The organism is Terrilactibacillus laevilacticus, from assembly GCF_006517395.1.
Lineage (GTDB): Bacteria > Bacillota > Bacilli > Bacillales > Sporolactobacillaceae > Terrilactibacillus > Terrilactibacillus laevilacticus.
The window spans coordinates 31,755-53,456 of record NZ_VDCY01000009.1 but is presented as its reverse complement, the minus strand read 5'-3'; the positions used below and the strand labels follow the sequence as shown (position 1 = coordinate 53,456).

Genomic DNA, 21,702 nt, shown 5'->3' with positions numbered 1-21,702 from the left:
AAAATAACCACCTGAAACTAATCAGGTGGTTATTCCTATATATTCAATTAGATCATTCTGTGTCAATTAAACCATATTTTCCATCTTTTCGTTTATAGACAACGCTCGTTTCATTTGTCTCCGCATTGGTAAAGACAAAGAAGTTGTGACCAAGCATGTTCATTTGTAAAATGGCTTCTTCGGCATCCATTGGTTTTAAATTAAACCGTTTATTACGTACAACCTCAAAAGCAGAATCCTTCTCTTCTTCTTTAACCGCAACAGATGTAGCAGCCATAGAATTAAAGGCATTTATCTGAGCCTCTTTGCTCGTTTGTCTACTTTTGCGATTGACCTTCGTTTTATATTTTTTCGTTTGTCGTTCAAGTTTTGATACAACCGAATCAATAGCGGCATACATGTCTGGGTTAGATTCCTCTGCTCGAAGCAGTAATCCCTGCATCGGAATGGTCACTTCAATGACTTGATCATTATTGTGTACACGCATATTCACTCTGACTTCAGAAACAGGTGGGGAGTCAAAATATCTGTCTAACTTGCTAATCTTTTTCTCTGCATAATCCTTGAGAGCGGATGTTACCTCGATATTTTCACCACGAATGTTAAAATTCATTTGTAACTCCTCCTTTCGGTTACTACAATATTCGTTAAACATTGTAAATATCCTTCCTAAAACCAATAAAAAAATTAAATATTCTAACTATGTAATCAAACACCTAAATTAATTGAAACTGTTAGGCTTTTGATTATATCTGTATTATAACACTTCATTGTAATATTGTGAACGCTTTCATAGATTTGCTTTATAAAATAAAAAGCCTTCTCTATAGAAGACTTTTCATTTATTGTGCAACAAATGAAATAAACGTAGAGTCAGCTTCCTTTCTCCATTTTGAGAATGCCTGACTCATTTTCGTTAGCAGCTCTGTTGAAAAGATATTCAATTCTACCAGAACATCTCGTTCATATTTCGAGACCATACGATAGTAGTGATCAACGCATTTTAATATAGCTTCGCTTTGACCATAGTTTTCAAGAATAAACCGGTGTGATTTATTAATTTGATCCCATCCAGAGATAATATTCGGAAGCATCTTAACCATCGCATCGGGCTGCTCCATCATCTCTTTGGATAAGATATAATCAAACGCCTCTTCTAACGTATCTAATAAACCTAAATAATCACGAAAAAAAGTGATAGATTCTTCGGTCATTATCATGTAAAACTTACTCCTTCTTATCTAAAAACATCCCATCCACTGGTGGACCTTGATAAGGATTTCGGTAACGATGGGATGTTTTTCGCTTCCTTTTGAGCATTATAAGATCGTTTCTTATATCATCACGAATAGACCTTAACCCAGGATTAATCACTTGGTTCAATTCAACGATTTTTTTACCTAGAGCTTTTTGTTCTGCAGAATAAGATACTGGTAGTTTCTTCATCCATTCTCCCCGTTCAGCTAAGAGAGATTGAATTTGCTCTATCGTTTCATCTCGAGCCTCTTTTTGATATTCAGAGATTGATTTTTGGAGTGCAAGTGTTTTATCGTAAATAACTTCAACAGCATCCATTAAGCAAGTCCTGTTTGTTTTTGAGGTTGGTTTTTACGTGTAGTTTTGATGACTTCTCGCCAAGCATCACGGAAATTCATGACAAGTTCTTCTGCCTCGTCTAAAATCGTTGGATCATTTTTTATATTAGCTTCAATTAACCGGCGATTTATGTAGTCATACAATGGAAGCATTTCATTTGAGATTGGTTGCTTACGATCAAGGGTTACTATCAATTCATTAATAATCGCTTGTGCTTTTTGTATAACTGTATTCTGAGTTGATATATCTTGATTCTTAATTGCCTCTCTACCCTGCTTAATAAATTTTAAGCAACCTTCATAAAGCATTAAGGTCAGTTCGCCAGGCGATGCCGTCATCACAGAGTTTTGTTGGTATTTTTGGTACGGATTTATTGACATGATTACATTTCCTTTCTTGCTTATTGTCCTAGCAAATTAGTTAGACTCATAGACTGTTGGTTCGCATTTTGGATGGCTTGTTCCATGGCGGAAAACTGTTTATAGTAGCGATTTTCAATATCCGTTAAGCGGTCCGTCATGGCAGAGATTTGTTCATTTAGATCGTCGAAGCTCTGTCCCATCAAAAAGGAAGCATTTGTACTACCTACCGATCCTGCCTTTTGTTGAATTTGTTTAAATACGTCATTGATCGAGGTATCTAGCCGTTTGGCAATACCTTGCGATGCATAATCATCTTCTGTTCCTGTATTTGTAAACAACTGCATGACTGCATCTGGATTCTCGGCAAGAGCTTGTTTTAATTTTGTTTCATCAAGTTCGAGCTTTCCGTTATCCAAATAATTTGGGCTCGTTGTTATTCCTATTGTTGCTAACTGATTATGATCTGAATCACTGACACTGCTCACACTACTGTATAAATCAATACGCATTTGATTTAATACCCCTGATAAAAGACTATCATTACTTAATGTGCCGCTTTTCGCTTTATCTGTCCAAGCGGTTATCTCAGAATCTTTCATTTGGTCTTTTTGAGCGTCTGTAAGTGGTGGATAATCTCTATACTTTGTCTCACCAATTTTATCATTAATTTTTTTAATGGTGTCATTGTATTTGTCTACAAAAGATTTTATTTGATCATAAACAGCGTCTGTATCATTATTTACTGTTATTGTTACTGCATCACTGTTGGTATCTGGTATCGTTTCTTTAAGATTAAATGTAACGTTACCAAGAGTAAAAGTGTTAGAGTGACGAGTAGATTGTAATCCATTGACATTAAATGAAGCATCAACCCCACCATTTTCATTTGTTTCGTTTAACATTAAGGTTTGAGTTAAAAAGCTACTTCCATTAAATTTAATTTCAGTACCATCCGTATCAGTTCCGCTAATGGGATTCATATCCCCGGTGCTAGTTCGTGTTATAGATACTTGTTTGGTTGTTGAATCATAAAAAGCATTAACCCCTACATTTGAAGACGATATTTTTGAGAGTATTGTATTTAAAGATGTATTTGCATCAAAATTGAATGGTGAATCTGGGTCTGGATTAATTTGATTGCCATTATCATCATAAGTTGTAATATTAAAGTTTATATAATTATAGTTGTAATTCGGAACGGTTATATTTGATCCTTTTTTAATCGTCTGATTAAATGTAAGTTGTCCTGTTTCTTGATTAACCAGAACTTTGTTTGCATCTGTTGAATTGTTAAATGAAGATTCATCTGTAAAAACAGTATAAGATTGGTTAACACCACTTGTATTAACGTCTATGGTCGAATTTATTGATGTTATTCCACCATGAGCTAAATTAAAACTTATTCCATCAGAGGAAACACTCATTGATTCATTATTAACAGTACCAGTTGACCAAAGTCCGGTCGTATTTGCTAACTTACCTTGTTGACTCCAAATACTTTTAGTTGGATCAAAGGTATTATCTGATACTATAGATCCATCACTCTTATTATATGCAGATGTCGCTAATTTTACATTTTTTAGTGTGTACGTAGTATTCCCAGCTGACGAACTTGCTGTTGCTGTAACTTTACTATCGTCAGTCGACGCTGTTTTTTTTGTTAAAAAGGTCCCCTGCAATTTCATATTAAAATTAGTCGTTTTCAAATCATTAAGCAACGTATTCATACTGCGATAATCGTCACGCTGCCACTCTAAATATTGCAGTTTCTGTTTCATCTTATCAAGAGGAATAGATTGAGCCGTCATTATTTTATTAACCATACCATCGATGTCCATTCCACTCGCAAGGCCACCAATACGCATGGTACTGCTCGTAAACATGCCTCCTGAAATACTTGAGCTATCTACCATCGTTTTACACCTCTTATTTCATCTATCTATCCTAATTAAACACGATTATTCACTATTAACCCAAGCTTCTCTGCTATTGAAGCATACATATCTAGAAACTTTTTTGACGGAATCTCACGAATGACCTGATGTGTCTCCGAATCTTCTACCTTAACATAGTATTCATTCAATTTTTCATGTAAAACATAACGAATCTCTGTAAACTGAGGATTAAGCAAACTATTTGCTTCATCTACAAGTCTTGTTAGATCTTTTTTGTTAAAACTTGTTTTCTCTTGTTTTATTGATTGATTAAGAGTTTTCTCATTCGTCACCTTATCAATCGTGTTGTCCATGCCCTGCTGTAGTGTTGGTGACGCGTCCCTCAACTGATTGAGATTCACGTCCATATATTTGGGACCCCCTTAGAGTCAAAAATTATCTAATATTTATATCGGATGATGAATAAGATTGTTTAGAATGATATTGAAAAGAGTTTTAAAAACTATTATGGTTACTGATTTCAATACGAAGACCTAAAGATAAATTTCCATTGGTTTGTTGATTGATTCGGTATTTAATGACAGGGACGTATAGAGCTTTATAGTTAAATTATGAATAGTTAAACAACGGCTTGAATTACTACAAAGTGAGGCATAAAAAAACAAATTTAAAAAGAGCCTATCATACAATTTAGGCTCCTTACATACAATTTTATTTTTGGGCACACTTAAAAAGTAACTTCTTGAATTACGATTGTTTCTAGTTCTTTACCAAAGTCGTTCTTTTTTCGATTAAATGCTTTTTCAAAAACTTTAGGATCTTTAATTACTTTCTCTTTATCAAAGATAAATAAGAAAAGGTGGTCGGCCTTATAGTGAAATGAATCTGCACCTAATTCTTCTGTTATTTTATGTTCAGTCATACTTGGTCTTGTACACTTAACCTCGATTACTATCCCATATTCATCTAATATAATATCGTACCTTACCGAATTATAACCAGCATCATCGAATACCTCTAATCTTGCATATGGAAATATTGGCTTGATTAAAGAATACAATATTCGCTGAACATCATATTCGTTCCCGATTCTAATTTTGTCTAAATCATCTTTTTTAATCTTACCGTTTCCGTGAACATCATTCTGATACATCGCCTTTATATGCATATAAAAGTTTAGCAAAATTCTCCTAATAATGATAATAGCCACTGATCTATCTATAGAATCATCTATTTCTGAAAGATAAATTCCTGACTCAATATTAGATTTTAGATTCTCCAAAAAGACTATTGCTTTTTTATAGGCATTGTTGACTTTATTAGTCGTGTCTGTTTCAGAAAATTTATTGACAAACACAATTGTCTCATTTAAAAAATCTTTGCTTATTGATTTTTCAGAAAACATTTGGTCCAATGTATTTTTTACATCACTTTTCCAATCCTCAAATAAACTTAGATTCCCTTTATTCAGCTCGTATAGCTTCATAACCTTTTCTAAGTCATCAATTTTTTTATTTATTTCCTGTATGGCTAATTTAGGGGATTTATTTAGGTTCGTTATAGACATATACACGGCCCTTTCCACTCTATTGAGATATCAATTAATATTAATTAGCTCTCCATCTTAAATAAAATAAAAATAATGGATCAAGAATATAGATTTGATTATCCTTCCATTCAAAAACTTGGTAAATAGATTCACTTGATACCATAATATCATGTATTTTTTGAAGAGCATCTCTAATTTTCTTTCTATCTATTCGTTCCTGTGACATTAGTGTTAATTGATCTACTCTTTCTTTTATTTCCTCTAAAGAAATACTTATAATTGGAGGATCTTGAGCTATTGCTTTTAGTAAAAGACTATAAATATCTGCTTTCTCTCCATTTGTATTTGCCAACTCGTATCTTTTTCTTTTTTGTCCCCGTGTATATGGACCTGCTTCTAATTTTTTAACAACTTCTTTATACGGTAGATTTATAGTTGTGAAACGATAACTTTCTTCTAATATTTCCTGATCTTTTAATTCCTTTATATTTTCATTCTCATCAATATTTAAAATAAGAGATAAATTTAAACAGATTGATTGCATTAATTGTGGAGAGGTAAGACTTTCCATTGCCATCTTTGAAGGAAAATCATTACGTATTTGGACTCCTAGTTTTTCAAAACCAATAATTGCTATTTCCTTTAATTCACTTTCTTTCCACGGTTCTATATTTATTAAATTTAATCTGCCACTCAAATCCGGATTTTTTCTTATCGCATCATCAGCTCTATGAGGGAGTGCTATAACTACGGCTTTAAACTCCCTTCTAATAGCATCTTTTAATTGATAAGCAATGTCTAACTGTAATTCTTCTGGAGCATAATGAAAATCATCCAAAACTAAAACTAGATTATTTTCTTTAAAGTATTGAATGATCTTATCCTTGCTTGATACATATTCTTCTCTATTAATTACTGATCTATCTTCTGGAGTATAATCATTTCCTATTACCTTAATCATTTCTGAGTATTCACCTTTAATCGACAGGCCAACTTTTTTAGCAATGATTTCCCAAAAATCCAATCCATGTTTTAAATCACTACCTGTTAAAGAAACTGCATTATTAATACCAATAACTTTCTCACATAAAACGGTTTTACCTGTTTTTGATGGACCTATTATAGATGTTAAATATCCGGGAGTATTGAGAGCCTGCTGTAAGCGTAATTCATATGTAAAACCAAAATCCGATGACTTCCTATAAACATACGTATATCTTGGAAATGTACCCGGTTTAAAAACTTCATTTGAACGGAGTTTTACCAAAGTCTTCCCCTCCTTATATACCTTAATATTTATATTTTAACCTAAATACCCCTAAATATAAACCTAAAACATACCTTCACATACCTTTTCACACCTTTTTCACCTTTAAACTACTTGTTGATGATTTTTTTCAATCCATATCTTCATTATTTATAAATTCCTTTAGAATTAACAACAAAAAACCCCACTCTTTATATAGAATGAGGTTACAATTTATTTTATCAATTTAATAACCCATTTGTTTTCAAATGCTCCCAAGCCTTTTCAATGTGTTTTTCCTTAAATATTTTCCGCTTTCGTTCATTCCAATGATACTAACATCACGAGTTATATCAAGAATTTAATGAGTTTTTTCTGTCCAAAAGTTAAATAAACTAAAAGTTAACTATCAAACCAATAATAATTAACATTCTCTATTTTTTTTCTATAGAGAATTTTTTCGTTCATATTTTTATTCATCCCTTTATTTTCTAAAGATGAATTACTCAATAATGAGTTAACTGAATTATCCGCATACGGTTCTCCAGTGGAGTCATTAATGATGTGTTTTTCATTAACCCACTTTCTAAAGTCTTTATGTGAAAATGGTTGTTTTAATTCTCCTTGTTCACATGCCCTTTTTATTTTGTCTATTAATCGCAAGGGTCTACTATAAAAGTATTTTTCGTCCTTCGGCAAAGTATCAACTAATGCAGAAAGAACAAATGTGTTAAAAGATACTTTCTGTTCCTTACTTATTGATATAATTTTTTCATATAAATTATTTGGTATACGTAATAAAATCTTTTTATCATTCATTGCGATCCCTCCATGCTTTTGTACAGGTTTAACAATATCAAACAACCTGCATATAAGCAAATCAAAACGGACCTATCCTATTAAATAAGTCCACTTTAAATTCTTCATGATAGAAATCATATGCTTCATAGCCTACATCTTCTTTTTTAACTTCAATATTAAACGTCTTTTTCATTGTTTCTGCAAACCAGTCCAAATACATCATCTTATCTTCCCCTCTCAAATGTAGCCTTTTTCCTTGAACGAAACGTACTCCCCATCGCCCAGCAAGATATGGTCAAGAACGTCAATGCCAATGATTCTACCTGCTTCAACTAATCTTTTAGTCACCTCCACATCTTCCTTACTTTCAGCGCTTTTGCCGCTGGGATGGTTATGACCTACAAGGATTGATGCGGCATTACTCAAAATGGGTGGCTTAAAGCACTCCCTTGGATGTACAATGCTTGCTTTTAGGCTTCCAATGTGACAGATGTTATTGGCTGTTGGCTAATTCTTTGTGTTCAAACAAACAACGACAAATATTCCCTATCCACATCTACTAAGAACTGCTTCAACAATTGGTATCCATCTTCTGGGCTTCGTACTCAACGATTCTTGTAAAGCATGCTCGATTCCTTCACTAGCTTTAGGCTAACAATGTTTACACGTTTTGTAGATTGATTTTTCAGGATTACGATTCCTCCTCCAAATAGAAAAAGGACTTCTCTCCGAAAAGAGAAGCCCTAATTTGATGAACATCATGTACATGTATGTTCAATATTATGATATATGCTTATTCTTTCATTTACTTCGATTTTACAAAAGAACGAAGCATTCTTAAGAAAATGTACGAATATCCGTAGAATATAATCTTATACAATATGAAATAGCTTAAGTACTAAGCTGACTATCATTATGCGCATGTGAAAATTAATTCAACATCATTTACAATTAAACTAGAAAATTTAGAGAGGAGGTTCTTAAATGAGGATTATACGAGCAATTTTAGATGGTTTTAAAACGAGTAAGCCTAAGAAAAAAGCTACAAAAGTTGGTTTTATTAAATATCAAAAGCCAAAACCAATACGTAAAGAATTTTAATTAGTTAAAAAAGAGTTGGCATAATTGCCAACTCTTCTACAAATTAAAATTAACGAAGAAGTTGAAGAACTCCTTGTGGTTGTTGGTTGGCTTGCTTTGCCACTATGCCTTTCGGTCACAGAATAGACTATATCTTCATCCATGTTTTTCATGGAGCTGGGCACTTCGAACAGCACTTGCTGCCCTACGAGATTCATAGTCATTGCTTTTGCTTTAGACCGTGTTCTCTAGTCGTTGGACCTTCTCCAAAGTTTCCTCACAGGAGCTTGGCTGCTGATTATCCATTGTTTCATCTTCATCATTTTCAAACCATCACGCTGACCGTTTCCAGTTACATTGTGGTTGATGAAGCTTTAGGAAGTTCCAGCAATTCACCCAGTTATCCTCCAGTTCGTTACCAAACTGGACGCCCTTCTCATCAATTATCTCAAGAGTTGTAATACTCCTTGAGGCATTTGATTAGATTGAGCCAACATTGCTTGTGCTGCTTGAGAAAGAATAGAGTTCTTAGTTTGGTTCATCATTTCTTTCGCCATCGTGCGAACATTTACTTTCATAAATGACCAGACTATATCTTCACCCTCATAATTTTCTAGTAGGGGCCGGGCACTTCGGATTCACAATGCTGATGATACATTGTTTCACCTATGGATTTCATCATCATAACTTTCGCCGTAGATGGTCTATCCTAGTCGTTGAACCTTCTCCACTCTTTCGAGACAGGAGCTTGGCTGCTGATTGCCCAAATCTTTTCTTTTTTTAAACCGTCACGCCTGTCGTTTCCAACTACGTTGTGGTAAGAAAAACTCTAAGGGTTTTCCAGCAATTCACCCGATTATAATCTCTAGCCGTTACCAGCTAGGACGACTGCGCTTGTCACTGCTTTTAAGCAGCTAAAGCATAATCTACGTCACGGATACGAGATTCCGCAGCAGTTAGGTTTTCAGAAGATGTTCCTAAGTTGTTGATTGTGTGTTCTAATCGGTTTTGGTTTGCACCTAGTTTTGAACGTTCAGCAGATACTTTATCAATTGCACTTTGAATTGCAGTAACAGCGTTACCTGCTTTTGCAGATGTAGATACATCCAATGCATTTTCGTTAGCTGTGTTGTTTGTACCATCTGTTACAGTTGCACTTCCAGTGAAATTAGCTCCAGTTCCAGTAATTCCAAGTGCTGCCGCACGCATATCAGTAAAATCAAGAGTCATAGTTTGGTTTTCATTAGCACCAATTTGAGAGCTGAATGATGATTTTGCTGCAGTTGCTGCAACTGCAGCTGCTCCAGCTGTGTTCGTTCCTACAGAAGTATTTACTGTACCTGAAGAGTCCGCAAGAGTTGGCGCTGTTGAAGATTCGCTTCCAGCCTTTTGTACAACGGTAATGTTAGAACCACTTGCAGCAAATGTATATTTAGCACTCAGCGTTGCGTTTGCCGATAATGCTGTTGCTAAGTTAGTTGCTTGAGCATTTGCATCTGTACCGATATTAAATTCGTTACCTGTGGCTCCTGAAGATTTTGCAGTAAAGGCAACTCCATCAACTGTAATAGTATCGTTAGCAGCAAACTGAGCATCAATATTTAATGTGTAGTTACCAGCTGTTGCAGCAGTTCCAGCTGCTCCTGCAGTTACTGTGCCCGCTGTTGCATTTAAAAGTTTTTGACCATTAAATTCAGTTGTATTACCAATTCGGTTAACTTCACTTGTTAACTGGTTAATTTCTTTTTGAATCTCTCCACGGTCAGATGTTGTATTAGTATCATTACCTGCTTGGACAGCCAATTCACGCATACGTTGAAGTATGTCATGAGTTTCGTTTAATGCTCCTTCAGCAGTTTGTATCATAGAAATTGAATCTTGTGCATTACGCCCAGCTTGGTCTAATCCACGAATCTGCCCACGCATTTTTTCAGAGATTGCTAGACCTGCCGCATCATCTCCAGCTTTGTTAATACGCATACCTGAAGATAATTTCTCCATTGATTTACTTTGTGCATTTGAAGCGCTATTCAACTGACGATAAGTGTTCAATGCCGCAATATTATGATTGATAATCATTGTTTTGTTTCCTCCTTGAGTTTTTTGATCGCACATCCTTGTGCTTTTATTGTATAAGCAATAGGGCGGCCGTCCCTGTTGCTTGCTACGTTTTATATATCGTCAAGGATTTCATGATGTTTAGTCTTTTTTTATCGTTTTTATCATTTTTATGAGATCATTTGGGACAGTTGTTTGAGCTGCTAGATTATTTTCTTCAAGTATCGCATCAAATACTTCTTTTCGATAAATATCCACATCTTTCGGAGCTTCAATGCCGAGTTTGATTTGATCTCCGTCGATAGCAACAATCTTAATTTCTATATGATCTCCTATTTTTATTGCTTCTCCAAGTTTTCTCGTGAGAACAAGCATTATTTTATCCCCTCCGTTTTTAGAGGTGTCAAGCGTTGTCTTGTTTTGTATGTTGTATCGTTGATAATATACTGTTTACCAATTTGTTTTCTTTGATTAATAATAATGGGAGCTTTTAAATTAACTGTGGAATCTTTAAATGGGTCATGAATATGAACAATAACAAAAACACCAACTTCTTTTGCATCATTTATTTCTAGTTGTTCAATTAATGGATCTGGTAGATCAACTTCGTAGTCTTTAAAGTAAATAAAGGGGGACGTTACGACAAAAGCCACTTGAGGATCTTTTATTGATTGCAAAATAAAAAAGGCTTCGCCAAAGGGTTGAATAATGAAAGCTTTTTCTTCTAAAAATCCTGGAATGCCTTGAGGAAATGATATAATTTCGTTTTCATGAATCGCTTGTTTACCAAAATATTTCGTTTCTATATTCATTGTTTTTTATCCTTTCTCATCAACGTATAAGCCTTTGGCTTCAAATGAAAGTGACGGGTATTGCTCCATGAAGATTTGCACCGATCCTGGTTCTGATGTGATTTTCGGCGGATTGAGCTCAACATCAATTTTCGGAGCATGAGTTTTCCAATCTATTGTTAATTTACCTGCGTCACCGCTTATTTTGACTGCTTCAGAGGGTGGAATATGTCCCGTGTCAAAGTGATGGTCCTTCATTCCATGTCGTATCGCTTGTTCAGCGATGGGATTCCCGCCTCGTTCAATATGCATTAATTCATCACCTTCAGCAGCTCGTCTTGCTATTCCTTCAAAGATTGCTTGACGTCCAGCTTGAGCTGCTTCTGCTATTCTTACACGAGCAGATTTCAAATCAAGATTATGCCAAGCCTCCGTCTGATCTATCAGTACCCGTGCTGGTTCCCGCTGAATGTTCATATCAGCTTTAGGTTGCTGAATCAATTGTACAGCTTGTTTTTGCTCTATTTGCAAAGTTGCATCATGTCGCCGAATACCTATCCGTCCGTAAACTTGATGCATCTCTATATGAGGAATACTTGCCATAACTTTTTCACTCCTCTTGTATTAGGAACTTAGGTGATATTTGTCTTTATGTTATTGACCTTTTCTTAAATTTCCACTAATTCCTAACTTACCCTATCTTATAAAAAAGCCCCATAAGAATGGGACCTTAACTTCTCTATGTAATTATTTTATAAACTCAACAAGGGTCGGTTGCATCATTTTGGCTCCTACAGAAAGAGCGGCATTATAAACTGATTGCTGAGTTGTTAAATTGATGACTGTCGATTCGAAGTCAGCATCTTCATTTGACGACATGATCTTTTCAGCGTCTTCTTTTTGAACGGCCAAACGATTCTGGATTAAATCCATACGATTCATCTTTGCTCCTAGGTCTGCTTGCGTACCAGCTACATGATTAAGATGATCATCGATCTTTGCTAGAAAATCACCTATCTGATCGCCTGACGTATGACCATCTGTTAGAGCACTTTCTAAATCATCAATGTCATCGAATAGCTTCTGATTAAAAACGCTCTGTGGATCAACATTAATCTGAATTTTAACGCCGTGGTTAACATCAATATTGACTGGCGCATTGTTCGTTCCATTATTAACAGTTACCTTTCCTGACGAATCTACCGTTATAGGGGCCACACTTGAATTGTTTCCGTTAAAAATATAACGCTCTCCAATTTGCGAATTCCCAATTGTGACAAGCTGCTGTTTCATTTGGTCAATTTCTTGTTTAATACTATTACGATCATCTGTAGTATTGGTATCATTACTTGCTTGAACGGTTAACTCCCTGATACGATTAAGAACGTCATCCGTTTGAGACAATGCACTATCCGAACTATCCAGCCACTTATAGCCATCCGTCACATTCCGTTGATATTGATCAACGGCGGAAGTGTCCGCCCGATACCCAATTCCGAGCGCTGCGACAACAGGATCTTGGGAAGGACGTGTGATTTTCTTTCCACTAGCGAGTTGCTGCTGGTAGTCAGCAATTTTTCCATAGCCTTTGCTGAGCTGAGTTAAGATATTACCACTTAACATACCCTGTGTAATTCTCATCCTCTATTACACTCCCATTCTATTGATCAAGGTATCAAGCATTTCATCCAGTGTCGTCATCACACGGGCAGCGGCACTATAAGAATGTTGATACTGAATTAAATTGACCATTTCTTCATCGATCGAGACACCACTGACTGATTGACGGTTGTTGCTAGCCGTTTGCATAAGTGAAGCGGTATTGTTCGTCATACGGTTTGCTTGTTGGGCATCGACGCCCATATCACCGATAATTCCTTGCAGGTAACTAGTCAGCGTTGTTTCTTGACCGTTGCCTTCAAAATCATGTTTATCTGTTTTAAGGACATCAGATAGCTTTTGAGCAATAGAGTTATCATCAGCTGCTCCACCGACGGCACCCGCTGATATGTTCGCTTTTGTTAACTTATCATTCACTTTGAAGTTCTCTGCGGATGACGTATCACTGAAGAAATTGCCAACTGACGCATCATAACCTGCACAACCTTTATAAACAGCATTAAACGCATCACCGAACGTTTTCGCCATCTGGTCTAAATTCGTTAACATCTCCGGATAGTCTTTTGAATAACTATCAATCAATCCTTGGAGTTTTCCGTTCATTTGATCTCCGGGAAGTGTTTGTCCGTTAAGCGAAACGGTGACCGTTGGATTTGCGGCAGTTCCTCCATATGTCGTGGACATCTCGTTAAATGTCAAATGACTACCATCAACCAATGTCGCTGGTGGAGTAAAGCCTTGTCCACTTTTATCCGTTATCTCAATTGTATATTTTCCTTCTGCCACTGGAGAGGCATTTCCTCCACTTTCTACTCTCGTCACTTTTACATTGACTAATTGTGATAGTTGATCAACTAAATTATCTCGTTGATCGTATAAATCATTCGCGACGAGCCCATTTGGTTCAAGCTTACCAATTTCTCTGTTGATATCATTAATTTGACTGGCAATCGAATTAATCGTATCTGTTGAGACATCAATTTGTTCTTTTAAATTACCTTGAATATCGGTTAACGAATGGGATAAATAGTTAAATGTATCCGCTACTGTTTTTCCGTTTTGAAGAACAACGGATTTTGGTCCATCATTACCTGGATTTGAGGCCAAGTCTTGTAATGAATTCCAAAAGTTATTTAACACGGTTGAGAGCCCTGTGTCACTTGGCTCATTCACGACGTCTTCCATTTGGCTTAATGAATCGCTTTTGGCACTCCAGTAGCCGTTACTGTTGGCTTGCGCTCGATATTGATCGTCCGCAAAGCTATCTCGAATGCGCTGAACGGTCGTTGCATCAACACCTGTCCCAATTTGGCCAGGAATATGCGGTGCATTGGCTCCAGGCGATGGAAATGCATTCGATTCGGTTAAATTGACACGCTGGCGTGAGTAGCCTTCTGTATTGGCATTCGATATATTATTTCCGGTTGTAGATATGGCGAGCTGCTGAGCGGATAGTGCCCTGCGCATCATGTCTAAACTTGCAAAACTCGAAATCATGTGTTGCCTCCTAGTTATGCTCTAGAATCAATACGAGATAGGGTTGGTTGATAAGCCGACCGCCTGCTGGGTTTGTTGTAGTTTGAGTACTTTGGCTTTTTCTGCAGTAAATTTAAATTCAATTGGATCCACTGTAACGACTGCCTTAGCATCTCTTGATTTAAATCATTGGCTTGTTTTAAATTAAAGACACTCTCAGCAAGTCTTAGATGCAGCGCATCCCACATGGCTTTATCCTCTTCATTCATCGATACTAAGGTAATCCACTCACTAAATGAGACCCGCTCCCCCATATTAAGCTCTAAAGCCGATTGTTTGATCAACTGTTCTCGCTGACTTTCTAACCGTGCTAAAGATTTAATCAATGGTTTTTCCTGAATAACCAGTTCATTTACCGCATGATGATCTCCTATTTTTATTGCTTCAAGTTTTTTAACAGCTAAAGCGTATAACTGATCGTGTGCATCAATTAAGGATTCAATGACCACTTTGACTTCTTTCGTCTTCATGTTCGGACCCACCTCCTCATTAAAAAGACCCATTCTTATTTACTATTCCAATAAGAAAGCATTTTTTTAGCCACTTCATCTGTATTAATAGAATACGTTCCGTTTTCGATTTTTTCTTTAATCGTATTAACTTTAGTCATCCGTTCTGTTTCTAATCGTTTGATCCCTTGCAACTTCTTCGCTTCATCAGAAATATTCACTTGATCACTTTTCACTTGCGATGATTGCTTTGTTTGTGCAAGTCTTTTTGTTGTTTGCGAATAATGTTGATAAGGATTAATGGGATTCGAATGGTACCCATTGATTTTCAATTTTTTCACCTCGTCCTTAATGAATCCTTTAAATAGTTAACCTTCTTTTTGATTTTCTATATAGACCTTCATCTGTTATTTTCAAGTACTTAGCAATATGAACACGTTATCGTTAACTTCACTGTCTATCTATAGTATCGGACAATACCCTAACGATGTTTAATCTTTTTCTATAAGCCATTATAACTATTTATCATGGCAAACTCAGCTGTTTTCTTTTAATTCGTGTTCAAAAAGGTGACAAATTAGAAGCAAGAAGATCAAGGCGGCGCTGTTTTGAGGACCGGAATGTAGATTTTTACTACATGAGGACCGGAAAAACAAGCGGGCGCCGAGGATTCGTACCTTATCATTTGGTGACTTTTTGAACAACCTCTTATATGAGTCTTTCTTACCGTTCACATGGTTACTTCTTAGTATAATACGTCCGGCTGTTTTTCAGTACCTCTTGTTGTTTTTTCTCCTGCTCAGTGAACGTTCGTAATTCAGTCTGTATTTTCTTTTGACAGCTAGAGCATAGTTGACCTGATTGAATCATCGTTCCACATGACTTACATGGATATTTCAAACCTGGGAATTCTGCTGGTGTTAATCGACCTTCTCTAATCCAGTCGTAAATTAATTTTTCTTCTACTTCTGTTGCTTCATGAATTTCTGGAACGGAGGCCATTCGATTGTCTCGATCACGAATAAAATCATACACTAAATCAAATAATTGTTCATGTTCCCTTCGACATGATGGGCACACATTTGTTGTTGTTCTAACAAACAATTTCCCGCAATAGTTACAATTTGATAATTCAGCCATTTCTGTTCTCTCCTCTTTATTAATGTGAATTTAAGAAAATAGACCTAAATTTTATAAATCATGTCAATCATGTGTCAGCTTTTTCTATTTTATTGACATCTGATAGACGACCTAGGAAAATGAGGTTGTCCTAAGTTTCATTTTTGTGTAAGAAAGGAGCTTTTCATCATTGAGAGTTCTTCGGAAATATTGGCTACCCCTATTTCTTATTTTTGATTTACTTTTTGCTATATATGCCTTTCGTTTATATATGACGGATTCATTTGATCACGAATCTTCCGTTTTTTCCATTATAAATAATAAGTTGAAAGCGACTGTGACGACGATATCGGATGTCGCTTCCACGGAAGTGAGTAAATTAACCGTTAATGAAATAAAGCTTAATGCGCCTCAAATCCAGCAAAAACCTGATTTGCCACGTGGTTGTGAAGTCACATCTCTTGCTATGATGCTTCAATACGCTGGCATTAAAGCTGACAAGATGACACTAGCATCCCAAATCAAAAAAGTTCCATATCAAAGCAACGGACTGTATGGAAATCCGAACGATGGTTTCGTTGGTGATATGTACCGAATGAATCAACCCGGCTACGGTGTCTATCATAAACCACTCGCTAATCTTGGAAACCGATACCTTTCTAATGGTATTATCGACCTAACTGGTCAATCTTTTGAGTCTGTTCTCGATCAATTACGAAAAAAAATACCTGTGGTGGTTATTACGAATGCCTCATTTAAACCATTACCAAATAGTTCATTCACGACATGGGATACCTCATCAGGTAAAGTGAAAATATCTTTTCATGAACACGCCGTCTTAGTCACGGGTTTTGATGACGAGAACATTTATTTTAATAATCCTTTAGGGAAAAAGAATGCATCTGCCAATCGAGAGGCGTTTATCAAAGCCTGGGAACAAATGGGTCGTCAAGCCATTAGTTATCAAAAATAAATTTTCAAACAGAGCAAACAAGAATTGCTCTGTTTTTTATCCATGACAAAGGGTTAAGGAGATGACATGCTTAGGTTTAGCTACTTTGAGTGCTGCCGCAGCTAGTCGAAGCGTTGTTCCTGTCGTGTAAATATCATCGATTAATAAAACACATTGACCATAAATGGCATCCGTATAATCGCTATCCAAACGAAATGGATTTTGAATGGTATTCAATCGTTCCGCTCGTCCTTTCTTACTTTGTTTTCCCCCATCCTCACTTCGTCGTATGGCTGGGATGATCCGCTGTTGAAGAAGTTCGGCTAATACGACGGACTGATTGTACCCTCGTTCTTTTAGGCGTTTTTGACTGAGAGGTAATGGAACGATGACATAAGGATATTCTTTAAACTGCCAACCCATCTGATAAAAAAATAAGTATCTGGCTTTTTCAAACCACGTTAAGGATGATTCTTTGATCACTCGTTTATACAACATTTGAACGATCGGCTTAAAACCTTCTGCTAATAAGACGTCTCCTCTAAACTTAAATGCAGACATGATTTCTTTCATAAAATCATTGTAACTATAAAGGGCATAGTTTTTTTCGAGCAAACCATGTGAAGGACCTTCCTCCCACTTTTTACAATCCAAACACGTCCCGTCTTTAATATAAATGGCATCCAGTTTTGTTAAATCTCGTCCGCAAAGGCGACATGATTGATGGGCCGGAATTTGTTCAAGCTTAACTAAGCATTGTGGACAATATCCGACTTGGTTAGAAACAGAAAATAAATGGCGAAAATCCAGTGGATGGGCATAAATCGATTGGCACCATAAGCATAAACTCATTGTTCAGAACCCTCCTTCTCTATTCATCGACTTAATATGGTTGATCGCCTTCATCATTTCAAGTGTTTTTCCATAATGAAAAAAGACCACTTCCCCCTTTGGATCTTCAAGCGATCGCCCGGCTCTTCCTGCCATTTGAACAAGCGCCGCCTCATCAAAAATGGCATCCTCTGAGCCAAATATGGCCACCCGGCTTCGAGACACGGTGACTCCTCTTTCTAGGATCGTCGTTGTGACTAGGGCCTGCGTCTTACCTTGCCGAAAACAGGTAATTTTCTCGTGCCGATTTGGATCCTCCGCATGTACATGATCCATCGATAAATCAACTTGTTCTTTTAAGGCATGGAATAGATTTTTGAGAATGGTAACTGACGGAACAAAAATAAAAATGGGGCAGTTTAATTGTGAGGTTTTAATGAGCCATTTCAGAAACGAGGATGGTAGCCGGGATTTTTTTAGCCCTCTTTTCCAATTCCCAATCCAAATGCATTTTGGGACAGGCAAGGGGTGACCATGAAACCTAATGGGAATTCTAGTTCCTTGTAATCGATTCTTTAGAAAGGGGGTTTTTAAATCATCTGGCGGGGTAGCAGACAAGTAGGCTCTGGAGCTTTTTAATCGGCAAGCCTGATGAACCGCATAGTGCAGCATGGCATCGTGATGAAACGGGAAAGCATCGATTTCATCAATGATGATGTGGTCAAAATAACGATAAAAACGTAGAAGCTGGTGTGTGGTTGTCAGCACAAGTGAGGAGGAGTCTTGAGTATCTTGGCTTCCTGAATAGTGAGCACTCATTCTAACTCGAGGAAAAGCTTTGTTTAATCTTGGATAAAGCTCGCGAACAACATCGGTTCTTGGAGTGGCTATGGCCATAATTCTACCATCTTGGAGAAGTTTTTCAATCGCAGGAAATAAAAGCTCTGTTTTCCCTGCCCCGCAAACAGCCCATATTAAGTAATCTTCATAACTCATGAGCGCTTTAGTTAGTCCCTCTGACGCCTGAGCTTGTCTGGGGGAAAGGTGTCCTGTCCATTCACAAATAGGCATCTTATACTCTAGAAACTTAGGAGGTGGTCCTACCCAAGTGACCAGTTTTGAACATGATTTAACAACACCCATGTTGAAGCATTTACGGCAATACGTGCAATCTTGATGACATTTTTCACATCGATAGGAATGAAAAAGTCTCTGATCCGTATTACCGCACCGCCGACATCGATGGATTGTCTGTTTTCCCCATGGTCTTTTTATCTCACTTTGAACAATGCCTTGTGCCATTTCTATTAAGCCATTTTGACATAGCCGATCTAGTTCCTGAATTGAAAAAGGCATTTCATCTAACAATAATTTTTTACCATACAATAGGTTTTGAATCTCATTTGTCAATCATAAAAGCCACCTTTCTTAGAAGAATCGTCGATAAAGAGATAATGTGATAAGTGATTGAGGAAATAAGGGAAATAAATAAAAAGGGGGATTCGATACAAGTGGCTCCTTGGTGTAGTGCCGATACACCAAGGATCGTACGAGTGATGATTCATCTCATGCCGTTTGTATACGGAATCAATTAAGTACTTAAGAACCTTCAAAAGTGACTAACTTACTTTTACCCAGCCTTTTTTAATCGCTTGGACAACCGCTTGGGTACGATCATCAACATTCATTTTTTGTAAAATGTTACTCACATGATTTTTCACGGTTTTCTCACTGATATAAAGAGCTTCGCCAATTAAGCGATTACTTTTCCCATCTGTCATTAATTGCAATACTTCGCATTCTCTTCGAGTGAGGATATGTAGAGGTTTTTGATATTCAATGTCTCGGAAACCTGAGGCTTCTCGTTGATAACCATTTTCCGCTAATCTACGGAATTCTTTGACCAGATTGTGAGTGACTTTTGGATGAATGTAAGCTCCGCCATCTGCGACCACTTTAACGGCCTCAATTAATGAATCAGCATCCATTTCTTTAAGCAAATAACCAAGTGCCCCGCATTTCAATACGTGTGTGACATAGGTTTCATCATCATGAATCGATAAGATTAAAATTTTGACATCCGGATATTTTTTGACTAAACTACGAGTCGCTTCAACACCATTCATTTCTGGCATGTTAATATCCATCAAGATAACATCTGGATTTGATCCTTCTATAATGGCTTCAACAACACTGCCATTGTCTCCTTCGGCAACGACTTCGAAATCGGATTCCATTTCTAATATACGCTTGACCCCTTCTCGAAATAATCGGTGGTCGTCAATAAGGGCTATTTTTGTTTTTTTTGGGTGCGTATTGGTCAATGCTCTTCCTCCTCTATAATGGGGATATTAATTAGAATACTTGTTCCAACTTTTGGATCTGAATTTAGTGTCAATTCACCTTTTAATAATTCTACCCGTTCTTTCATTCCCATTAATCCAAACTTACTTGTATGACTCTGCTTTGGATCAAAACCTTTTCCATTATCTTTGATCAATAAAACAATACTTTTTTCTTTAAATTCTACCATGACTTTAATTAGAGATGCTTCGGCATGTTTACACGCATTTTGAACACCTTCTTGACATAATCGAAACAAAGCCACTTCCATATTCGAAGATACGCGATGCTCATGACCGATACAACGAAAATTAACTTTTAGACCTTCAAACTGACTTCCGATTTGATTCAAGTATTTTTTTAGTGTCGGTATTAGACCCAAATCATCTAGCGTCATAGGTCTCAAATCATATATGATGCGCCTAACTTCCGCTAAGGCTGAACGTACCATTTCACGATAGGTTAACAACTCTTTGGCGGATGCTTCGGGGCCTTGATTACGATGAACACGTTCGACAATATCTGAACCGATAAGGACTCGCGCCAAAATTTGTGCAGGTCCGTCATGGATTTCTCTCGACAGTCTCTTTCGTTCTTCCTCCTGGGCTTCAATAATTTTCAAACCGAATGCTTGTTTTTCCTTCGCACTCTCAATCATTTCTCCCATTTTCTGCAAGTCGCCAGTTAAATAATTTAAGACAACGGAGACTTGTCCAACTAACTTATCGGCTTTTTCCACTGTTGCTTTTAACTTGGTAATCCGTCTTTCAGTATCATTTCGCCTAATTTTCAATTGACGTTCCATTTCTTGGACGATGGATAGTTCCACTTGGATACTGTTTGCTCGTTCATAGGCTGCTCTGATATCTGCTTCTTGATAAGTATCAAAATGACTACTAACTTTCGCTAGGTGACTCCTCGCTAATCTTGCGTCTCTTTCAAGGGTATCATAACGATCAATAACTTCACTGACTTGATGTTTAATGACTTCTAACTCTTTAACAAGTTGATCATGTTCTTCCCGAGATTGTTCACCAATTTCAAATATTTGAGTTTTGCTATCTTCAACAGCGTAAACCATTTTATCAATGATTTGATCGAGACGTTCCGCATCTAATGGTAGAGATGCCTCATGGTTTAGTGACATAAACATTCCCCTAACATTACTTTAATCCAGCAAGAGATATAAGGACTAGAACCTTTTTACCCATCTGTGCATAGGTCTAACTCTCTATTTTATACGTATCCATGATCAGTCAGAATAAATATGAAAAAAATGACCACCTCTATGAGGCCTATGTCTACTATTCTCTAGAAAGGCATCAAATACCTCTACTTTATTATAGTAGTTTGAAATTCTTAAAAAAGATATAAACACCACTACTTCTATTTTATACGAAAAACGGCATTACGTTTATTACAAGTTCACTACAGGTATATAACTTGATCATTATCAATTGAAGACATTTATCGT

At 36.6% G+C, this 21,702-nt stretch carries 25 protein-coding genes and 2 pseudogenes; 2 read left to right on the top strand and 25 right to left on the bottom strand.

The genetic code is table 11. The annotated features are described in order from the left end of the window. Positions 1-52: 52 nt before the first annotated feature. From hpf to FG390_RS10955, 11 genes and pseudogenes are all read right to left on the bottom strand, one after another. Positions 53-613: a ribosome hibernation-promoting factor, HPF/YfiA family gene (gene hpf, locus FG390_RS11000; RefSeq protein ID WP_141191086.1), complete on the bottom strand. Its 561-nt coding sequence runs from the start codon at positions 611-613 to the stop codon at positions 53-55. Between the two features lie 229 nt (positions 614-842). Next, positions 843-1,220 carry a DUF8042 domain-containing protein gene (locus tag FG390_RS10995; RefSeq protein WP_141191085.1) on the bottom strand — a complete coding sequence of 126 codons (378 nt, stop codon included), beginning with the start codon at positions 1,218-1,220 and terminating at the stop codon, positions 843-845. Between the two features lie 7 nt (positions 1,221-1,227). After that, positions 1,228-1,575 (bottom strand): flagellar protein FliT, encoded by a 348-nt coding sequence (gene fliT, locus FG390_RS10990; protein ID WP_141191084.1) that lies wholly within the window; start codon positions 1,573-1,575, stop codon positions 1,228-1,230. Beyond that, on the bottom strand, positions 1,575-1,976 hold the full coding sequence (gene fliS / locus FG390_RS10985; RefSeq protein WP_141191083.1) for a flagellar export chaperone FliS: 402 nt from the start codon (positions 1,974-1,976) through the stop codon (positions 1,575-1,577). Before fliS ends, fliT begins: the two co-directional genes overlap by 1 nt. Before the next feature lie 20 nt (positions 1,977-1,996). Then, positions 1,997-3,871 carry a flagellar filament capping protein FliD gene (fliD, locus tag FG390_RS10980; RefSeq protein WP_141191082.1) on the bottom strand — a complete coding sequence of 625 codons (1,875 nt, stop codon included), beginning with the start codon at positions 3,869-3,871 and terminating at the stop codon, positions 1,997-1,999. A gap of 35 nt (positions 3,872-3,906) precedes the next feature. Beyond that, complete coding sequence (locus FG390_RS10975) at positions 3,907-4,260, bottom strand: flagellar protein FlaG (protein ID WP_141191081.1); 354 nt, start codon at positions 4,258-4,260, stop codon at positions 3,907-3,909. 320 nt (positions 4,261-4,580) lie between these two features. Beyond that, on the bottom strand, positions 4,581-5,420 hold the full coding sequence (locus FG390_RS10970; protein ID WP_258311649.1) for a PD-(D/E)XK nuclease domain-containing protein: 840 nt from the start codon (positions 5,418-5,420) through the stop codon (positions 4,581-4,583). 40 nt (positions 5,421-5,460) lie between these two features. Next, on the bottom strand, positions 5,461-6,669 hold the full coding sequence (locus FG390_RS10965; RefSeq protein WP_141191080.1) for an ATP-binding protein: 1,209 nt from the start codon (positions 6,667-6,669) through the stop codon (positions 5,461-5,463). A gap of 381 nt (positions 6,670-7,050) precedes the next feature. Then, positions 7,051-7,467, bottom strand: a complete 417-nt coding sequence (locus FG390_RS10960) for a hypothetical protein (protein WP_141191079.1) — start codon at positions 7,465-7,467, stop codon at positions 7,051-7,053. Positions 7,468-7,528: 61 nt separating this feature from the next. Further along, on the bottom strand, positions 7,529-7,672 hold the full coding sequence (locus FG390_RS15815; protein ID WP_181406473.1) for a hypothetical protein: 144 nt from the start codon (positions 7,670-7,672) through the stop codon (positions 7,529-7,531). Between the two features lie 14 nt (positions 7,673-7,686). Continuing rightward, positions 7,687-8,075, bottom strand: a pseudogene (locus FG390_RS10955) (JAB domain-containing protein). A 741-nt stretch (positions 8,076-8,816) separates the two neighbouring features. Here FG390_RS10955 and FG390_RS15810 point away from each other — a divergent pair. Next, entirely contained in the window at positions 8,817-8,990 is a 174-nt protein-coding gene (locus FG390_RS15810) for a hypothetical protein (protein ID WP_181406472.1), read from the top strand. Here FG390_RS15810 and FG390_RS10950 read toward each other — a convergent pair. The 10 genes and pseudogenes from FG390_RS10950 to FG390_RS10905 all read right to left on the bottom strand — a co-directional run. Beyond that, a pseudogene (locus tag FG390_RS10950) lies at positions 8,973-9,089 on the bottom strand (flagellin); the annotation flags it as partial. The gene FG390_RS15810 and the pseudogene FG390_RS10950 sit on opposite strands and share 18 nt — an antisense overlap. A gap of 346 nt (positions 9,090-9,435) precedes the next feature. After that, entirely contained in the window at positions 9,436-10,608 is a 1,173-nt protein-coding gene (locus FG390_RS10945; RefSeq protein ID WP_141191078.1) for a flagellin N-terminal helical domain-containing protein, read from the bottom strand. Between the two features lie 120 nt (positions 10,609-10,728). After that, a complete protein-coding gene (csrA, locus tag FG390_RS10940; protein WP_141191077.1) occupies positions 10,729-10,962 on the bottom strand; it encodes a carbon storage regulator CsrA in 234 nt (77 codons plus the stop codon). After that, positions 10,962-11,399, bottom strand: a complete 438-nt coding sequence (gene fliW, locus FG390_RS10935) for a flagellar assembly protein FliW (RefSeq protein WP_141191076.1) — start codon at positions 11,397-11,399, stop codon at positions 10,962-10,964. The genes csrA and fliW overlap by 1 nt, the downstream gene beginning before the upstream one ends. 6 nt (positions 11,400-11,405) lie before the next feature. Beyond that, the gene (locus FG390_RS10930) at positions 11,406-11,981 is read right to left on the bottom strand and encodes a DUF6470 family protein (protein ID WP_141191075.1); all 576 of its coding nucleotides are present in this window, start codon (positions 11,979-11,981) and stop codon (positions 11,406-11,408) included. Positions 11,982-12,125: 144 nt separating this feature from the next. Beyond that, complete coding sequence (gene flgL, locus FG390_RS10925) at positions 12,126-13,019, bottom strand: flagellar hook-associated protein FlgL (protein WP_141191074.1); 894 nt, start codon at positions 13,017-13,019, stop codon at positions 12,126-12,128. Positions 13,020-13,025: 6 nt separating this feature from the next. After that, entirely contained in the window at positions 13,026-14,495 is a 1,470-nt protein-coding gene (gene flgK / locus FG390_RS10920; protein WP_141191073.1) for a flagellar hook-associated protein FlgK, read from the bottom strand. Positions 14,496-14,509: 14 nt separating this feature from the next. Continuing rightward, positions 14,510-15,004, bottom strand: a complete 495-nt coding sequence (locus tag FG390_RS10915) for a flagellar protein FlgN (RefSeq protein ID WP_181406471.1) — start codon at positions 15,002-15,004, stop codon at positions 14,510-14,512. A 35-nt stretch (positions 15,005-15,039) separates the two neighbouring features. After that, positions 15,040-15,324, bottom strand: coding sequence for a flagellar biosynthesis anti-sigma factor FlgM (flgM, locus tag FG390_RS10910; RefSeq protein WP_181406470.1), 285 nt, complete (start codon positions 15,322-15,324; stop codon positions 15,040-15,042). Between the two features lie 397 nt (positions 15,325-15,721). Continuing rightward, a complete protein-coding gene (locus tag FG390_RS10905) occupies positions 15,722-16,123 on the bottom strand; it encodes a TIGR03826 family flagellar region protein (RefSeq protein WP_141191070.1) in 402 nt (133 codons plus the stop codon). A gap of 169 nt (positions 16,124-16,292) precedes the next feature. Between FG390_RS10905 and FG390_RS10900 the strand changes: the two genes are divergently transcribed. Further along, positions 16,293-17,075: a C39 family peptidase gene (locus FG390_RS10900; protein WP_141191069.1), complete on the top strand. Its 783-nt coding sequence runs from the start codon at positions 16,293-16,295 to the stop codon at positions 17,073-17,075. Between the two features lie 36 nt (positions 17,076-17,111). On the opposite strand, the gene FG390_RS10895 is transcribed toward FG390_RS10900, so the two are convergent. From FG390_RS10895 to FG390_RS10880, 4 genes are all read right to left on the bottom strand, one after another. Then, positions 17,112-17,906, bottom strand: a complete 795-nt coding sequence (locus FG390_RS10895) for a ComF family protein (RefSeq protein WP_141191068.1) — start codon at positions 17,904-17,906, stop codon at positions 17,112-17,114. Between the two features lie 3 nt (positions 17,907-17,909). After that, positions 17,910-19,295 (bottom strand): ATP-dependent helicase ComFA, encoded by a 1,386-nt coding sequence (locus FG390_RS10890; protein ID WP_258311648.1) that lies wholly within the window; start codon positions 19,293-19,295, stop codon positions 17,910-17,912. Between the two features lie 209 nt (positions 19,296-19,504). Further along, positions 19,505-20,209: a response regulator gene (locus FG390_RS10885; RefSeq protein ID WP_141191067.1), complete on the bottom strand. Its 705-nt coding sequence runs from the start codon at positions 20,207-20,209 to the stop codon at positions 19,505-19,507. Further along, entirely contained in the window at positions 20,206-21,375 is a 1,170-nt protein-coding gene (locus tag FG390_RS10880; protein WP_141191066.1) for a sensor histidine kinase, read from the bottom strand. Before FG390_RS10880 ends, FG390_RS10885 begins: the two co-directional genes overlap by 4 nt. Positions 21,376-21,702: the final 327 nt, after the last annotated feature.

Coding starts and splice junctions, on each gene's coding strand:
- hpf (WP_141191086.1), bottom strand. CDS start 613: ATGAATTTTAACATTCGTGGTGAAAATATCGAGGTAACATCCGCTCTC.
- FG390_RS10995 (WP_141191085.1), bottom strand. CDS start 1,220: ATGATAATGACCGAAGAATCTATCACTTTTTTTCGTGATTATTTAGGT.
- fliT (WP_141191084.1), bottom strand. CDS start 1,575: ATGGATGCTGTTGAAGTTATTTACGATAAAACACTTGCACTCCAAAAA.
- fliS (WP_141191083.1), bottom strand. CDS start 1,976: ATGTCAATAAATCCGTACCAAAAATACCAACAAAACTCTGTGATGACG.
- fliD (WP_141191082.1), bottom strand. CDS start 3,871: ATGGTAGATAGCTCAAGTATTTCAGGAGGCATGTTTACGAGCAGTACC.
- FG390_RS10975 (WP_141191081.1), bottom strand. CDS start 4,260: ATGGACGTGAATCTCAATCAGTTGAGGGACGCGTCACCAACACTACAG.
- FG390_RS10970 (WP_258311649.1), bottom strand. CDS start 5,420: ATGTCTATAACGAACCTAAATAAATCCCCTAAATTAGCCATACAGGAA.
- FG390_RS10960 (WP_141191079.1), bottom strand. CDS start 7,467: ATGAATGATAAAAAGATTTTATTACGTATACCAAATAATTTATATGAA.
- FG390_RS15815 (WP_181406473.1), bottom strand. CDS start 7,672: ATGATGTATTTGGACTGGTTTGCAGAAACAATGAAAAAGACGTTTAAT.
- FG390_RS10945 (WP_141191078.1), bottom strand. CDS start 10,608: ATGATTATCAATCATAATATTGCGGCATTGAACACTTATCGTCAGTTG.
- csrA (WP_141191077.1), bottom strand. CDS start 10,962: ATGCTTGTTCTCACGAGAAAACTTGGAGAAGCAATAAAAATAGGAGAT.
- fliW (WP_141191076.1), bottom strand. CDS start 11,399: ATGAATATAGAAACGAAATATTTTGGTAAACAAGCGATTCATGAAAAC.
- FG390_RS10930 (WP_141191075.1), bottom strand. CDS start 11,981: ATGGCAAGTATTCCTCATATAGAGATGCATCAAGTTTACGGACGGATA.
- flgL (WP_141191074.1), bottom strand. CDS start 13,019: ATGAGAATTACACAGGGTATGTTAAGTGGTAATATCTTAACTCAGCTC.
- flgK (WP_141191073.1), bottom strand. CDS start 14,495: ATGATTTCGAGTTTTGCAAGTTTAGACATGATGCGCAGGGCACTATCC.
- FG390_RS10915 (WP_181406471.1), bottom strand. CDS start 15,004: ATGAAGACGAAAGAAGTCAAAGTGGTCATTGAATCCTTAATTGATGCA.
- FG390_RS10905 (WP_141191070.1), bottom strand. CDS start 16,123: ATGGCTGAATTATCAAATTGTAACTATTGCGGGAAATTGTTTGTTAGA.
- FG390_RS10895 (WP_141191068.1), bottom strand. CDS start 17,906: ATGAGTTTATGCTTATGGTGCCAATCGATTTATGCCCATCCACTGGAT.
- FG390_RS10880 (WP_141191066.1), bottom strand. CDS start 21,375: ATGTCACTAAACCATGAGGCATCTCTACCATTAGATGCGGAACGTCTC.